The sequence below is a fragment of the Nocardia vulneris genome (assembly GCF_001613425.1).
GTDB classification, from domain to species: domain Bacteria; phylum Actinomycetota; class Actinomycetes; order Mycobacteriales; family Mycobacteriaceae; genus Nocardia; species Nocardia vulneris.
In genome coordinates this window covers 151,056-166,641 of record NZ_BDCI01000007.1, presented here as the reverse complement: position 1 = coordinate 166,641, position 15,586 = coordinate 151,056, and the positions used below count along the sequence as shown (strand labels likewise).

The 15,586-nt window shown below is 69.4% G+C and carries 14 protein-coding genes; 8 read left to right on the top strand and 6 right to left on the bottom strand.

The window, feature by feature from the left end:
- Together NVU01S_RS10045 and NVU01S_RS10040 are read right to left on the bottom strand one after the other, a co-directional pair.
- Positions 1–1,032: a hypothetical protein gene (locus tag NVU01S_RS10045; RefSeq protein WP_043664041.1), complete on the bottom strand. Its 1,032-nt coding sequence runs from the start codon at positions 1,030–1,032 to the stop codon at positions 1–3.
- Positions 1,032–2,345: a hypothetical protein gene (locus NVU01S_RS10040; RefSeq protein WP_043664040.1), complete on the bottom strand. Its 1,314-nt coding sequence runs from the start codon at positions 2,343–2,345 to the stop codon at positions 1,032–1,034. The genes NVU01S_RS10045 and NVU01S_RS10040 overlap by 1 nt, the downstream gene beginning before the upstream one ends.
- A gap of 176 nt (positions 2,346–2,521) precedes the next feature.
- Between NVU01S_RS10040 and NVU01S_RS10035 the strand changes: the two genes are divergently transcribed.
- The 3 genes from NVU01S_RS10035 (at position 2,522) to NVU01S_RS10025 (ending at position 6,170) form a co-directional block, all read left to right on the top strand.
- Positions 2,522–3,061: a lipoprotein LpqH gene (locus NVU01S_RS10035; RefSeq protein ID WP_043664038.1), complete on the top strand. Its 540-nt coding sequence runs from the start codon at positions 2,522–2,524 to the stop codon at positions 3,059–3,061.
- Positions 3,062–3,146: 85 nt separating this feature from the next.
- A complete protein-coding gene (locus tag NVU01S_RS10030) occupies positions 3,147–3,950 on the top strand; it encodes a hypothetical protein (RefSeq protein ID WP_043664036.1) in 804 nt (267 codons plus the stop codon).
- Positions 3,951–4,103: 153 nt separating this feature from the next.
- Entirely contained in the window at positions 4,104–6,170 is a 2,067-nt protein-coding gene (locus NVU01S_RS10025) for a PhoX family protein (protein ID WP_043664327.1), read from the top strand.
- A 76-nt stretch (positions 6,171–6,246) separates the two neighbouring features.
- Here NVU01S_RS10025 and NVU01S_RS10020 read toward each other — a convergent pair whose 3' ends face one another.
- A complete protein-coding gene (locus tag NVU01S_RS10020) occupies positions 6,247–6,981 on the bottom strand; it encodes a glycoside hydrolase family 25 protein (RefSeq protein ID WP_043664034.1) in 735 nt (244 codons plus the stop codon).
- Between the two features lie 94 nt (positions 6,982–7,075).
- Positions 7,076–8,413, bottom strand: coding sequence for a glucosylglycerate hydrolase (gene ggh, locus NVU01S_RS10015; RefSeq protein WP_043664325.1), 1,338 nt, complete (start codon positions 8,411–8,413; stop codon positions 7,076–7,078).
- A gap of 195 nt (positions 8,414–8,608) precedes the next feature.
- On the opposite strand from ggh, the gene NVU01S_RS10010 reads away from it, so the two are divergent.
- Positions 8,609–9,310: an SDR family oxidoreductase gene (locus tag NVU01S_RS10010; RefSeq protein ID WP_014989010.1), complete on the top strand. Its 702-nt coding sequence runs from the start codon at positions 8,609–8,611 to the stop codon at positions 9,308–9,310.
- A 94-nt stretch (positions 9,311–9,404) separates the two neighbouring features.
- On the opposite strand, the gene NVU01S_RS10005 is transcribed toward NVU01S_RS10010, so the two are convergent.
- Both NVU01S_RS10005 and leuS read right to left on the bottom strand, forming a co-directional pair.
- The gene (locus NVU01S_RS10005; protein ID WP_043664032.1) at positions 9,405–9,623 is read right to left on the bottom strand and encodes a hypothetical protein; all 219 of its coding nucleotides are present in this window, start codon (positions 9,621–9,623) and stop codon (positions 9,405–9,407) included.
- A 17-nt stretch (positions 9,624–9,640) separates the two neighbouring features.
- A complete protein-coding gene (gene leuS / locus NVU01S_RS10000; protein ID WP_043664030.1) occupies positions 9,641–12,487 on the bottom strand; it encodes a leucine--tRNA ligase in 2,847 nt (948 codons plus the stop codon).
- A gap of 352 nt (positions 12,488–12,839) precedes the next feature.
- Here leuS and NVU01S_RS09995 point away from each other — a divergent pair, with 352 nt between their 5' ends.
- The 4 genes from NVU01S_RS09995 (at position 12,840) to NVU01S_RS09980 (ending at position 15,527) form a co-directional block, all read left to right on the top strand.
- Entirely contained in the window at positions 12,840–13,247 is a 408-nt protein-coding gene (locus NVU01S_RS09995; RefSeq protein ID WP_043664028.1) for an SdpI family protein, read from the top strand.
- Between the two features lie 154 nt (positions 13,248–13,401).
- Entirely contained in the window at positions 13,402–14,322 is a 921-nt protein-coding gene (locus NVU01S_RS09990) for a TIGR04222 domain-containing membrane protein (RefSeq protein ID WP_052280150.1), read from the top strand.
- A 15-nt stretch (positions 14,323–14,337) separates the two neighbouring features.
- Complete coding sequence (locus tag NVU01S_RS09985) at positions 14,338–15,216, top strand: MbnB/TglH/ChrH family RiPP precursor modification enzyme (protein WP_043664026.1); 879 nt, start codon at positions 14,338–14,340, stop codon at positions 15,214–15,216.
- The gene (locus NVU01S_RS09980; protein ID WP_043664023.1) at positions 15,213–15,527 is read left to right on the top strand and encodes an SCO6045 C-terminal-like domain-containing protein; all 315 of its coding nucleotides are present in this window, start codon (positions 15,213–15,215) and stop codon (positions 15,525–15,527) included. Before NVU01S_RS09985 ends, NVU01S_RS09980 begins: the two co-directional genes overlap by 4 nt.
- Positions 15,528–15,586 lie beyond the last annotated feature (59 nt).

Genomic DNA, 15,586 nt, shown 5'->3' with positions numbered 1-15,586 from the left:
TCAGAAGTCCGAATCCGAAGCGGCGGCGGCGCTTTCGGCGGCCAGGGGTGCGGCGTCCGGGTCGGTCGCGCGTCGGAGGCGCGCTGCGGCGAAATCCCTTAAGCGGCGGCGCATCTCCGCGCCACTCGACCCACTGTCCGGCTCGGCACCGCCCGCGCGGTAGTCGGTATCGCCCACGCCCGGCACCGAAACGACCACGCTCACAGCCGGTTCCGTGGCATCGGCTGCCGTTACCGCGCCCGTCCACTGGTCACCGTGTAGCGCCAAGGCTGTTTCGACGGTTCCGGTGGAGGTGTGGATCGCGGCGTGCGGGTGGAGGTGTTCGGGGACCACGGCGGGCAGGCCGGGGGCGGCGACGGCGCGCACCGTGACGGTGGTGCGGCCACCCTCGCGCCGGATTTCCCAGGAGATCGCGCGTTCGGAGGCGTCGAGCAGACCGGGTGGGCAGCAGCGCCAATCCCAGCCGGTGCTGCCCCGGGCGAGGACCAAGGCGCCGCTCGGCACGGTGGCGGGTCCGGCGGCCAGCGCGTAGTCCTCGGCGCGCCCGACGTACACCGGCAGCTCGATCTCCTCCACCGCCTGGTCGGCCCCGTCGACGAGCATCTCGCATTCCGCGCTGAGCACGGCGATCTCGTCGAGCAGCAGTCGCTCGTCCAGCGGCGCGATCCCGTCGAGCACGGACGCGGGCCACCAGCGGGCCGCCCAGTGCGCGTAGCCGAGCCGCCACGCACTCAGTACCAGCTCCGGCAATTCAGGGGCGGCAGGCAGTTCGACGTCGTCGCCCGCGTCGACGGCGAGCGCGATCTGTTCGCCGAACACCGCCCACACCCACTCCTGCGCGAGGTCGGCACGATCGAGTACCGCGGCCGGGAGCCGCCCGCCGTCGAGCAGGCTCCATGTCAGATGCCCGCCCAGCACCTCGAGCACGGTCACGTCCAGCCGTGCCGCCGCGTCGAGGACGGTCGGCGCCCCGGCGGGGGCGATCACCACGAGCCCGTCCTCGGTCCGGTGGATGCGCACCGCATCGTTCATCAGCTCGCCCTCGATTCGGTCGAATCCGGCTCGGCCGCCATGACACTCAACGCCTGTTTGACCCTGGTGCGGTGATCGAGGATGACCGAGCGGGCGACACCGTCGAGCAGATCCCACAGTTCGTCCGGGTCGTGGACCGCGAACTCCCGGACATCCCGGCCGTGCAGCCGCACCCACAGCCGCCGCAGGTACGGCCGCCACGGTGTGGACAATTCCGCGGCGATGGCGGCGAGCGGCCCGGCGGGCGGCGGTGTGGCGGCACTACGGACCACCAGCCGCCGGGCTTGCAGCACATACGCTTCCCGCCGCCACCGACTGTTGATCACGCGGTGTGCCGCGGTTTCCGGACTACCGACCTCCGGCCCGCCGATCGGCACGAGACCGTGTGCCAGCGTGACACCGACGGTCGCCGCCACCCGCAGCGTCTCGTCCAAAAACGCCCAAGGTGAACAACTCCGGGCGATCTCGGTGCGCACCAGCTCGGGAATCGGTGGTAGCTCAGCGCGTTCGGTCGAGGCTTGGAGCGCGGTGAACACACGCTCGTAGACGGTGCGGTCGAACGGCAAACCCAGGGTGGCCGTCGAAGCCGAGACGCCGACCGCGGGCGGCCGTGGCACGGGGTGCACCGTGAGCCCGAGTTCGCCCGCGGAACAGGCGGATTCGTCCTGCCACAGCCGGATCCCGGCGTGCGTGCCCGCGTGCGCGGCGACAAGCCGATCCAGCGTCCGCCGGCCGTTGTCCTGCTGCTGCCCCTGCCGCGCGGCGGCGCACGCATCGAGCAGCTCGACGATCGCGGCCGTGTGGTCACCGCCCGACGGACCGGTCAACGGCCTGCGCCGCCAAGCGATTTCGATCAACCCGGTGAGTTCGGCAGTGCGTTGCGCGACATACTCCTTCAGGGCCTGGGTGGTCCGGCCTGCCGCTAGATCGTGCACCTCGCGCAGTGTCGCCTCGGCGACCGCGCGGTCGCGTGCCGCGTCCGGTGGGCCTGCTGTCGTCGCGAGTTCGAAACAGCGCTGGAAATACAGGTCCTGCGGGTTCCCCTCGGTGATCCGCAAGGCTCGGCGCACCTGCTTGAGCAGCGTGAACCAGGCCGCGGTCGCGCGCAGCACGTCCGCCGCGGCGTGCACGCGGGTGGCGAGCAGCACCGCACCGTCGGCGCTGAGGATCGGCCCGGCGCAGAGCGGATGCTGCACGGGCCGGATCACCAGCGGATCGAGCACGAGTTTCACCGTGCGGCGCAACGGCCCGCCGTGCGGACCGCTGAGCGGTTCCACTCCGTCGAGCTTGCGCCACACCTCGTCGAGCACCATGGCGCGCGGTCGTCGCATTCGACCAGGTTAACGGACATTTGTCGGATTCGGACCGGCGCAAACCTGGGATCGGTAGGGCGCGAACCGTTCCTACCTTTCTCGTATCGGCCCAGCCACACCGGGCCGGCCGAACTCCAGGAAGACACCGAGCCCTCCCCAGACAGTCAGGAAGCATCATGAACACCAAGTCCGTCACCGCCGTCCTCGTCACCGCCGCCGCCGCTACCGCGCTGTTCGTCACCGGATGCAGCGACGACGCGAGCAGCAGCCCGGCCAAGTCCTCGGCCGCCGCGACGCCGTCCGCGCAGGGCAACCCGGCACCGGCGGGCAAGTCGACCGCCTCGGTCGACGGCAAGGCCCTCACCGCGACGTTCACCACCACCTGTGCGAAGCAGGCGGGCACGCTGGCGCTCGCGCTGACCGACAGCGCCAACGCCACCTACGGCAACCTGGCGGTGAGCGCCACCATCACCGGCACCGACACGGTCCAGGCGGTGGGGTTCGCGGGCACCAAGGGCGGCGAGTCGGGTCAGCCCTACGCGATCGGCTTCGGCAACGGCATGCCGGGCGGCTCGGCCACGCTCACGAAGGACGGCAACACCTACAAGATCTCCGGCGAGGGCGTCGGCGCCCCTGACCTGACCAACCCGCTGGCCGGCCCGAAGACCTCGAAATTCGACGTCACCTTCGCCTGCTCGGACATCGTCGGCGGCTGATCAACTTCCGCGCCAACCCTTTCCGGTCCACCCCGTCGTCGCGGCCCGAGCGCGACGACGGGGTGGGCTCGAATCCCGAAGGAGCATCATGAAATACCTGCGCTGGGGCGCCGTCGCGGTCGGGGCGCTCGCCATCGGTTACTACGTCTTGCACGGCCTCACCTACGCCCGCACCGATGTCTACGAACCGGCCGGAATGGGTTGGCTCGGTTGGCAGATGGTGCTGCCTATCCTCGCGCTCACCCTCGTCCCCACCGTGTTCGCCCTCACCGGCGAGGGCATCACCGCGGCGTTCACCGGACGGAACAGTGCGGCGTTCCGCAACGGCCTGCTGGGCCTCGGCACCATCAGGTCGGTCGGTCAGACGGGGATAACCGTCAACGACCAACCGCAGGTGCGGATCGAATTCGCCGTCGAGGGCGCCGACGGGAAGAACTTCGTGGCGACCGCGAAAATGATTGTGCCGCTGACGGAATTGGCCCTGTTGCAGCCCGGGGTGGTGCTGCCGGTGCGCTACCTGCCGGACCGCACCGACAAGGTCGAGGTGGATCTTTCCGGTGATACCGCCCAAGCCCAGCAGGCCATGAACGAGTCGATGATCCGCAAGGGCATCACCACCCGGCACAAGCTCGACATCGCCGAGCGGGGCATCGCGACCCAGGCGGTGGTGCGCTCGCTCTCGGTGACCGGCGAGATCCGCGACGGCCACTCGAAGATCGCCCTCGGGCTGGTCGTGACCAGGCCGGACGGGTCGACCTTCAGCACGCTGGTGGAGAAGTTCCTGGCCCCGAGCAGTGTCGGCCAGGTGCAGGTCGGTCGCATCCTGCGGGTGCACTATCTGCCGGAGGCCGAGCACGAGGTCGTCATCGCGCTCGCCGTCAATGCCTGAACCCCGGCGAATGCCGCGCTGCTCCGCATCATGCGGAGGGCGCGGCATTTGTTCGTGCCGAGCGGTAGCTGGGCAAATTAAGGGTTACCTAATTGGTCCGCTGTTCACCTTTTGTCCGTTTCTGGATTGTCCGGATCGTTTAGCGTGCCGATCGTGAAGTTGCAGCCCCTCGCCTTGTTCGTGAAACACGACGGCCAGTCCTCGCGCGCCGCGGTCACGTGTGAATACAAATGCGCGAACGCGTGTTTCCACGAGGTCCCCAATACCTCGGCGGGCGCCTACTTCGGTGACATCGTCAGCTCGCTGAACCGGCGCGGCCTGATCAAGGGCGGCGCGGCGGCCGTGCTCGCCGTCGGCGCCGGCAGTGTGCTCGCGGCGTGCGGCGACGATGTCGAGCAGGCGGGGTCGGCCGGCCCCTCGCCCAGCGGCTCGCCCGGGACCGGCACCGACTTCGCCGCGGTCGCGCCGAACAAGGAAGACGCGCTGGTGATTCCGGAGGGCTACGAGCAGGGCGTCGTGATCCGCTGGGGCGATCCGCTTTTCGCGGACGCGCCCGCGTTCGATTTCGACAAGCAGTCGGCAGCCGCGCAGGCCAAGCAATTCGGTTACAACAACGATTTCGCGGCGCTCTTGCCGATCGAGGGGCAGACGAATGCCTTCCTGCTCGTGGTGAATCACGAATACACCACCGGCCCGCACATGTTCCGCGGGTACAACAAGGACGCACCGACCGAGGAGCAGATCGCGATCACCCAGGCGGCACACGGCCTGACCGTGGTCGAGGTGCGCGGCGAAGCGGGTACGGGCAAGCTGACGCCCGCCTTCGGCAAGTACAACCGCAGGATCACCGCGACCACCGAGTTCACGCTCACCGGCCCGGCCGCGGGCAGCGATCTGGTCAAGACCTCCGCCGATCCGACCGGCACCAAGGTGCTCGGCACCTTCGCCAACTGCGCGGGCGGCGTGACCCCCTGGGGCACAGTCCTTTCCGGCGAAGAGAACTTCAACGGCTATTTCGCCAACGGCGACAAGCTCACCGAGGCCACCGCGGCCGCTCGCGCCAAGCGGTACGGGTTCGCCGCCGGCAAGACGCCCAACCAGTGGGAGCGTGCCGACAAGCGATTCGACCTGGCGCAGGAACCCAACGAGGCCAACAGATTCGGCTACGTGGTGGAGGTGGATCCGTGGGATCCCACCTCGACGCCGATCAAGCACACCGCGATGGGGCGGCTCAAGCACGAGGGCGCCACCATCTACGTCACCGCGAAGGGTGAGGTCGTCTCCTACACCGGCGACGACGAAAAGTTCGACTACATGTACAAATTCGTGTCGTCGCGGAAGGTGGAGTCGGGTGCGGGCGCGTCGAGCATGCGGCACAACCTGACCATCCTGGACGCGGGCACGCTCTACGTCGCCAAGCTCACCGGCGACCATCCGGACAAGGTCGACGGCAGCGGTGCGCAGCCCTCCGACCAGGGTTTCACCGGTACCGGCCAATGGATTCCGCTGCTGGAGACCGGCGCGGACGGCAAAGGTAAGTCGCTGGTCGACGGCATGAGCGCGGAAGAGGTCGCGGTGTTCACCCGGCTGGCCGCGGACAAGGTCGGCGCCACCAAGATGGACCGCCCCGAGGACTTCGAGGCCAACCCGTATACCGGCAAGGTCTATGTCGCGTTGACCAACAACGACAATCGCGGGGCCGCCGGCAAACAGGGCCCGGATGAGGCGAATCCGCGCAACCTGAACAAGAACGGTCAGATCCTGGAGATCGACGACGAGCACGCGGGCACGAAGTTCACCTGGTCGCTGCTGCTGGTCTGCGGTGACCCGAACGCCGCGGACACCTACTTCGCCGGGTACGACAAATCGAAGGTCAGCCCGATCTCCTGCCCGGACAACCTGGCCTTCGATCCGTACGGCAACCTGTGGATCTCCACCGACGGCAACGCGCTGAAATCGAACGACGGCCTGTTCTCCGTCGTTCTCGACGGCGCGAATCGCGGTGCCACCAAACAATTCCTGACGGTGCCGCGTGGTGCGGAGACCTGCGGCCCGGTGGTCACCGAGGCGCGCGTGCTGGTGTGCGTGCAGCATCCCGGCGAGTCCGACGACGCCACCCCCGAGAACCCGCTGTCGCATTGGCCCGACGGCGGCACCGCGCAACCGCGTCCTTCGGTTGCCGCGGTGTGGCAGAAGAACGGCGGCCGGATCGGCGCCTAGCGTCCCCGGTGCACCGCCCTGCGAAACCGCCACTGTTTCCCTGCAGGAGTGGCGGTTTCGTGGTTTCCGGGTGGCGCTACATATTGGCGAAGCGGGCGAAATCGCCCTGCGCGCCGCTGTAGCGGTTCAGGTCGGTGTTGCCCGCGATGCCGTCGATCCGGCCGCTGTCGGTGGTCTGCCAGAAGGTCCAGTGCGGCCAGCCGCCCGGCACCTCGGGATCGTCGTTGTCCCGGTAGTCGGCGATCCACAGCGGATACCGGGTGAACTCGTTGGTATCGGCCATCGCCGTCCGCCAGAAGTGTGGATAGGTGTAGACGATCGGGACTCGTCCGGTGAGGGCCTGCACCGTGTTGAGGTACCGCCGCGTCCAATCGATCAGCGCGGCGGGCGGCAGTCCGCCGGTGGTCTCCAGATCGAGCACCGGCGGCAGGTCCAGCGCGCCGTTCTGCCCGAGTACCACGGTCGCGTACAGCGCGGCCTGCGGCTCGGGCGGCAGGTTCGGCCGGGCGTAGTGGTAGGTCCCGCGAGCCACCCCGGCCGCCCGCATCAGCAGGCTGTCCGGGACGAAATACGGGTTGATGTAGCTAAGGCCCTCGGTGGCCTTCACCATGGCGAAGTCGTGGCCGGACCGCTTGACCGCGAACCAGTCGATCAGCCGTCCGTCGATGTGCTGCCAGGACGAGACGTCCGGGCCGGTCGGCGTGGCCACCGCGGTGCCGGGCAGGGTTGCGGTGAGGATGCCGGTGAGCATCAGCAGGGTCAGCGCCGAACCGCGGCGACGGATGGTCGAGCTCCAACGACGGATGTCCATGGCGTTCGACGATAGCTATTTGATCTTCCTGTGACCAGTGTTGCTCGAGGGGCAGTTGCGGAACATTTACCCAACAGCGTCCGAACCCGGCGGTTCAGCCCAGCCAATCCAGCACCGACGCGGCGGTCCACGACTGCTGCATGCTGCCGAGCGGTTCGCCGGTGAACGGTTCGTAGTACTCGGCGAAGCTGCCGTCGCTGGCCTGGCGCAGGCCCTCGGCCCGCAGCATGAACGAGCGTTCGGCCCAGCCGCGCCGGGCGAACACCCAGGAGAACAGCCAGCTCATCACCGGCCACACCGGCCCGCGCCAATATTCGCGGGACCGGAACTCCCGCGACACCGGCGAGGTCGAGGGCGGCAGCGCGTAGCGCAGATCGGGATGCCCGCAGAAGCGCGGACCCTCGAACGTGCGCAGCAGCGCCCGTTCGGTATCGCGCGCCAGCCCGCCGCACAGCAGCGGCGCGAACATCGCCAACGTCTCGGTGCTGATCCAGCGCTGCAGGCGCACATCGAAATCCCGGGCCGCGCCGGTGCGCGGGTCCGTCGTCGCGACGACGCCCGCCCGGAAACGATCGGCCCACGCGTACAGCTCGCGCACGTCGGCGTGCGGCTGCTTGTACTCCTCGCCGATATTCGCGAGCACCTCGCACGCCAGCGCGAAGATTCCGGTGACGAACACGTCCTCGACGGCGAAACTCATCGTCGAGGAGAGCTGGTAATCGTCGTAGCCCGCCCGCCGCATCTGCTCGACCAGCCAGAGATAGCGGTCGTACTCGCGATCGCTCGGGCGCTGGGTGGGATCGGCGACCACCGCGGTGTCCTCGCGCCGGTAGGGCGGCAGATCCTCGGGAACCACGTTGGCGTAGGCCCGGTCCCAGCGCGGCGAATTGTCCATGCCGGATTCCCAGCCGTGATACAGCGTGATCCGGCCGGTTTCCTTGGGGTCGCGGGCGTGCGCCAGCCAGCGATGCCAGCGCACCAGATCGGGCCAGCGCCGGTGCAGGAAGTCCTCCGCGACCGCGCGGGTGCTGCGGCCGTGCCTGCGCGAGTGATCGAGGATGCGCTGCACCGCGATGGCGTGCACCGGCGGCTGGGTGATGCCGGAGGTGTCCGGCCCGTCGGGCGCGTTCGCGGCCAGCCTGCGGCACTCCCACCGCGCGGGACCCGGAAAATAGCCGTCGACGCCGTTGGCGAACACGATGTGCGGGATCATGCCGTTCTTCCACTGCGCCGAGAGCAGCGTGTCGAGCTCGATCACGGCCCGTTCCACGCTCAGCGGGGCCAGGCCGACCGCGACGAACGCGGCGTCCCAGCTCCACATGTGCGGATACAGGCGCGGCGCCGCGCTGGTCATCGTGCCCAGGTCGTTGCCGCGCAGCAGGTACGCGGCGCGGGCCGCGAGCTGCGTGGGCGTGAACCCCGGGTGTGCCATCCCCCTATTCTGCGGTGCCACCCGCAAGTACGCCCGTTCTGTGATGTCCGACTCGGCCTCGTCCCACCTGGCGGCGGGGGGCTCGTGCGCGGCGGTTGTCACTCTCGAATGCCCCGTCCGTATTTCACTGCTCGAGATGGTCGATCGATATATGCGTGCATCGCTCTGTTTTCCTGGGCTATTACGGTGGGGCGCATGACCAATGCCGTGACCAGCTCCCCGAAGCCGACCGCGCTGATCACCGGTGCGAGCCGTGGGCTCGGCGCCGCCATCGCCCGAGAGCTCGCGCCGACCCACGACCTGCTGCTCGGTGCCCGCTCGGCCGACGCGCTGCGCCCGGTGCTCGACGAGCTGCCCGGCGCGACCGCGTGGCCGGTCGAGCTGACCGACTACCCGGCGGTGGCCGCGGCGACCGCGCAGATACCGCGCCTGGATGTGTTGGTGCACAACGCCGGTGTCGCGGATCTGAACAGCATCGCCGAGTCCACCGTAGAGCAGTGGCGACATACGTTGGAAGCCAACGTGATCGCCGTCGCCGAGCTGACCCGCCTGCTGCTGCCCGCGCTGCGGGTCGCGAACGGCCATGTGGTGCTGATCAATTCGGGTGCGGGCCTGCGCGCCAACGCGGGCTGGGCCTCTTACGCCGCGAGCAAGTTCGCGTTGCGCGCCTTCGGCGATGCCCTGCGGCTGGAGGAGCCGGCCCTGCGCGTCACGGCCATCCACCCCGGCCGGATCGACACCGACATGCAGCGCGAGATCATCGCGCACGAGGGGCGCGAATATCAGCCGGAGCAGTTCCTGCGCGCGGAGACCGTGGCCGGCGCGGTCCGCACCGCCGTCGAAACCCCGCGCGACGCCCACCCCACCGAAATCGTGCTCCGCCCGATGCCCAGCTAGCACCGGAAAAAACTACGGCCCCTTCCCGTTCCGTCTGCCGGAAAAGGAAGGGGCCGAACCGGTTCGCGCACGGACCGGTCACCCTTACCGTCGATCAGTCGTCGCCGTCGGTCCTGGTGTAGTAGACCGTGACCGAAGGCCAGTCACCTTCGGCGGTCACCTCGTTGTGCAGCACCAGGTCCTGCACACTGACCGCGCCGAGTTCCTCCAGCGTCGCGGCGATCCTGCGCAACAGCGCAGGCACGTCCCCTTGCGCGGCCCCCCGCGGATTCGCCTGCGAGAAATGCAGCGCACTGTATTCGGTCTTCGACATAGGGCTACTCGGGTGGGTCAGGCGACGATGTTGATCAGGCGGCCGGGGACGACGATCAGTTTGCGGGGGGCGGCGCCGTTGAGGAGGGCCGCGATCTTCTCGTCGGTGAGGGCGGCGGCTTCGATTGCGGCGTTGTCGGCGTCGGCGGGGACCTGGATGCGGCTGCGGACCTTGCCGTTCACCTGGATCGGGTACTCGACGGACTCCTGCACCAGCAGCGCGGGATCCGCCACCGGGAACGGGCCGTGCGCCAGGGACTCGTTGTGCCCCAGGCGTTCCCACATCTCCTCGGCGATATGCGGGGACAGCGGCGCCAGCATCAGCACCAGCGCCTCCACCACGGCGCGTGGCGCGCCGTCGGGATAGGTCTTGGTGAGGTGGTTCGTCAGCTCGATCAGCTTGGCGCCCGCGGTGTTGTCGCGCAGCGCGGCGTAGTCCTCGTCGACACCGGCGATGGTCTTGTGCAGCAGGCGCAGCGTTTCCGGCGTGGGATCCAGTTCCGCGACGCGCACCGCGCCGGTCTCCTCGTCCACCACCAGCCGCCACACCCGCTGCAGGAACCGGTGCGCGCCCACGACGTCCTTGGTCGCCCACGGCCGCGAGCTGTCCAGCGGGCCCATCGACATCTCGTAGAAGCGGAAGGTGTCCGCGCCGTAGAGGTCATACATCTCGTCCGGCGAGACCGCGTTCTTGAGCGACTTGCCGATCTTGCCGTACTCCTGGAACACCTCGATCTCGGTGCCGCCCGGTTCGGTCCAGAAGAACTTGCCGTCCCGCTCGACGATCTCGGCCGCGGGCACGTACGCGCCGCGGGCGTCGGTGTAGGCGTAGGCCTGGATGTAGCCCTGGTTGAACAGCTTTCGGTACGGTTCCCGGCCGCTGACGTCACCCAGATCGAACAGCACCTTCTGCCAGAACCGCGCGTACAGCAGGTGCAGCACGGCGTGCTCCATGCCGCCGATGTACAGATCGACACCGCCCGGATCGTCCGGGCCGTGCTCGGCCGGGCGCGGGCCGAGCCAGTACTGCTCGTTCTCCTTGGCGCAGAACGCTTCCGAATTGGTCGGGTCGGCGTAGCGCAGCTGATACCACGAGCTGCCCGCCCAGTTCGGCATGACGTTGGTGTCGCGCCGGTACATCTTGGGGCCGTCGCCCAGGTCCAGTTCGACGTTGACCCACTCGGTGGCCTTGGCCAGCGGCGGTGACGGCTCGGAGGCGGCGTCGTCCGGGTCGAAGGTGACCGGGGCGAAATCGTCCAGCTCCGGAAGCTCTACGGGCAGCATCGATTCCGGCAGCGCGTGCGGCCTCCCGTCCTCGTCGAAGACGATCGGGAAGGGCTCGCCCCAGTAACGCTGGCGGGCGAACAGCCAGTCGCGCAGCTTGTACTGGATGGTGCCGGTGCCGTGACCGTCGGCTTCCAGCCGGGCGATGATGGTCGCCTTGGCCTCCTCGACGGACAGGCCGTCGAGATAGCCGGAGTTCACCAGCTCGCCGTCGCCGGAATACGCGGACTCGGCGAGGTCGCCGCCGGTGATGACCGCCACGATGGGCAGGCCGAGCACGGTGGCGAACTCCCAGTCGCGCTGGTCGTGACCGGGCACCGCCATGATCGCGCCGGTGCCGTAGCCGCTCAGCACGTAATCGGCGACGAAGACCGGCACGGCCTGGCCGTTGGCCGGATTCACGGCATGGACGCCGAGGAAGACGCCGGTCTTCTCCTTGTTCTCCTGGCGCTCCAGATCCGACTTCGCCACGATCGACTTGCGGTATGCCGCAACGGCGTCCGCGGGATTCGCGGCGCCGCCGTTGGTCCATCGGGGATCGGTGCCCGCCGGCCATGCGGCCGCGGTCAGCGTGTCCACCAGCTCGTGTTCCGGCGCGAGCACCACGTAGGTCGCGCCGAACAGGGTGTCGGGACGGGTGGTGAACACCTCGATCTGCTCGCCCGCGACGTCGAACTTCACCTGGGCGCCGCGCGAACGGCCGATCCAGTTGCGCTGCATCGCCTTCACCTGATCCGACCAGTCCAGGTGGTCCAGGTCGTCGATCAGCCGGTCGGCGTAGGCGGTGATCCGCATCATCCACTGCCACAGGCGCTTACGGAACACCGGGAAGTTGCCGCGCTCGCTGCGGCCGTCGGCGGTGACCTCCTCGTTGGACAGCACCGTGCCGAGACCGGGGCACCAGTTGACCATCGAATCGGTGAGGTACACCAGGCGATACGAGTCCAGCAGTGCACCACGCTCGGCGGCCGGGAGCGCGTCCCACGTCTTGCCGTCCGGGACCGGCCGTGCGCCACTGGCGAATTGAGCTTCGAGCTCGGTGATCGGGCGCGCGCGATCGAGTTCCTGGTCGTACCAGGAGTTGTAGATGCGCAGGAAGATCCACTGGGTCCAGCGGTAGTACGCCGGATCGGTTGTCGCGAACGAGCGCCTGCTGTCGTGGCCGAGTCCGAGCCTGCTCAGCTGGCGCTGCATGTTGGCGATGTTCGACTCCGTGGTCACCCGCGGGTGCGCGCCGGTCTGCACCGCGTACTGCTCGGCGGGCAGGCCGAAGGCGTCGAAGCCCAGCGCGTGCAGCACGTTGCGGCCGTGCATCCGGTGGTACCGCGCGAACGTGTCGGTGGCGATGTAGCCGAGCGGATGCCCGACGTGCAGGCCCGCCCCCGACGGGTACGGGAACATGTCCTGGATGAACAGCTTGTCCGCCGGGGTGTCGCCCGCTAGCGGACCGACCGGGTTCGGCGCATGGAAGGTCCCGCGGTCGGCCCACGTCCGCTGCCAACGCGCTTCGATACGGGCGGCAAGCGCGGCGTTGTACCGATGCTCGGGTACATCGCTATCGGTCGCACGAGTGTCCTGCACGGTCCTGCCTTCTTGTTATCGCCGATCCCCGACAAACTTCGTCTATCAGGGTAGAACGTGCACACCGCAGTACTGAAAATCGGGCTGCGCTGACTCCGGTCGCGCCCCCGTGCCGATCTCTCTTCCGGGGTTACCCACCCGTCGGTATGCGGCTGTGGCACACCGGTTTCGCGGTACCGCAGAGTTGGCATTCTCCGCTCGGCGGACCCAACAGTGCGTTTGGTTGCTGGCTCCGCGAGCTGTCCCGGCGCAGTGTGGAAAGCGCTTGTCCGCAGTGGTGACGCGCCGAGTGCTGCAGGGTTGCGCGGGAGCTGTCGGCGGTCCGCCGGGACCGGTGCGATAGCCTGCAGGGGTGTTCGTCGTCGCTCTCGTCTTGTTCGTGCTCGGCCTCGTCGCCCTCGCGACCGGAGCGCTCGGGCTGACCGGCCGGCTGCCGCGCAACCGCTTCGTCGGGGTGCACACCGAGGCCGCCCTCGCCGATGACGAGACCTTCCGCGTCGCGAATCGCATCGCCGCTCCCACTTCGCTGGCCGCGGGGGCGCTGCTGTTCGCCGGTGGCCTCGTCGTGCTCGCCGCAGGAGGTTTCGCGGCGCTGTTCGTCGCCGTCGGTGTCGCCGTCGTCGCGCTGTTCACCCTGGGGGCGGGCGCCAACGCGGCCGCGGCCAAGGCCGCGGCGATCGCCCCGCCCGCCGAGGTCGGCGGCTGCGGCAGCGCGTGCGGCGCCTGCTCGCTGCGCGACGCCTGCCAGCCCGCGACCTAGCCGCCACCCCGTTTCATCCGGTCGAACCATTCCACCGGCCCGCTCGTAGCCCTATTCGCCCAGGTTTCGATCCGATCACCTCGCCGAATCCGGTTGGCACCGGTGTGGGGCGGTCCCATACTGGGGAAACTACTGGCACGACTCCGGGGTGGATATGGGTACGTTCGACCGGAGCGCGGGCTCCGACCTCGTCGTCGCGGCAGGCGAGACGTGGGGCATCTCCGGATCCGATTTCTTGGCGATCTATCTGCCGTTCGCGCTGCTCGCGCTGGCGCTCGGGGTGTGGATGCGGCTACGGGTGACGCGCGCCGCGCCGGACCCGGGCACCGCCCACCCCGGCGCCGAACTGTCCGCGCCCGAGGTCGGCCTGCTGTTCGACGACCGGCGCGCGGTGCTCACCGCGCTGGCCCGGCTGCGCAGCGCCGACCTCATCGATTCCAGCGCCGCCCCGACCCGGCCGCTGGAGCAGGCGGACGAATTCCGGTTGGACCCGTTCACCCTGGCGGTGCACCGGCAGATCGTCGCCGGGACCAAGCCGACGGTGGCCGCGCTCACCGTCGCGTTGTCCGGCACGCTCGCCAAACTGCGCGATTCCATGGTCCGGCGCGGCTACTTCCCGGACGCGGACTTCAAGCGGCGGATCTGGGACGCGGGCCTGCCGACGCTGGTCGTCATGACGGTCGGCGTGGTGCGGCTCATCGCGGGCATGCTCAACAACAACCCGGTCGCGTTCCTCGCCCTCACCCTGCTGGCGCAGTTCCTCTGCTACTGGTTCCTGGTGGGCAAGCCGCGGCTGACTCCGCTCGGCAAGCGGGCCCGTACCAACGCGAGGACCAGCAGCCAGCATCTGCGGCCGGCCAACTCGCCCGCCTACGCCACCTACGGGGTGGAGAGCGCCGCGCTCGCGGCGGCGATCTTCGGTGGGGCCGCGCTGTTGTCGCTCGATCCCGGGCTGGCCGGTGCGGTCGAACCGCCGAGTTCGTCCGGTGGCGACAGCGGCGGGAGCGGGGACAGTGGCGGCGGTGGCTGCAGTGGCGGCGGTGGCTGCGGTGGGGGTGGCGGCTGTGGTGGGTGACGGTCCGGCCGCCCGATGAACGGACTGTTACCGGCGGCGGCGCTCGGCATCGGCTGGCGGCCCGAGATCTGCGGGGTCATCGCCGAACTGGACGGGCTCGGTTTCGCCGAGGTGATCGCGGAGTCGCTGCCGCTGCGGCGGCGGTCCCGGCTGCGCGGCGGGCTGACGGCGGTGCCGCCCGCCGAGCTGACCGCACTGATCGATCGCGGCGTCGCCGTTGTGCCGCATGGCATTTCGCTGTCGCTGGGCGGGGCGGAGCCGGTCGACGAGCAGCGGGTCGCGCACCTGGCCGCCGGTGCGGCGGCGCTGGGCGCTCCGCTGGTGAGCGAGCACATCGCCTTCGTGCGCGCGGGCGGGGTCGAGGCGGGGCATCTGCTGCCGGTGCCGCGGTCGGCCGCGGCGCTGGCTGTGCTCGAACGCAACATCACCCGGACCCAAGCCGGGCTCGGGGTGCCGCTGGCGGTGGAAAACATTGCCGCGCTGTTCGATTGGCCCGACGACGAGTACACCGAATCGGAGTTCCTCACCGAGTTGGTCGAGCGGACCGGGGTGTATCTGCTGCTCGATATCGCGAATGTCTATGCCAATGCCCGCAATCGAGGCCGCGACCCGCTCGGCGAACTACTGCGCCTGCCCGCCGACCGGGTCGCCTACTGTCATGTCGCCGGCGGTCACGAGGCCGGTGGCCGCTATCACGACACCCATACCGACCCCGTTCCGGCTGAAGTACTCACCCTCGTAACGGAATTCACCGCCCGGCGGCCGGTGCCCCTGATGCTCGAGCGCGACGGCAACTATCCACCCGCCGCCGAACTCCTGGACGAACTCGACGCGATCGCCGCCGCGGCGCACCGCCCGTCGATCACCGGCCGGGCCCGGGCGGTGCGCGCATGAGTGCCGAATTGGCCGAGCAGCAAGCGGCTCTGGTCCGCGCCCTGGTGGCCGGTGCGCCGGTGCCCGCGGGATTCGACCGCACGGACGTCGCGGCCGCCGCGCACGCCCTGCTTCGCAAACGCGCCGACGAGGTAGCCCGCCGCTTCCCGATGCTGGCCCAAGCTTGCGGCCCCGAGTACCGCACACGTTTTCTCGCCTGGGCCGACGGCAGACCGAAGACCAGCACCGCCGCCGACGCCACCGCCTTCGCGGCGTCGCTGGGTCTTCCGGCGCCGTTCGGCAGCACCGCGACGAGGTGGTCGCGGCGCTGATCCCCGGCGCACTCGTAACCCCGATAAGCACGAACGTTCGGCTTCGTCCGGAGTGATAT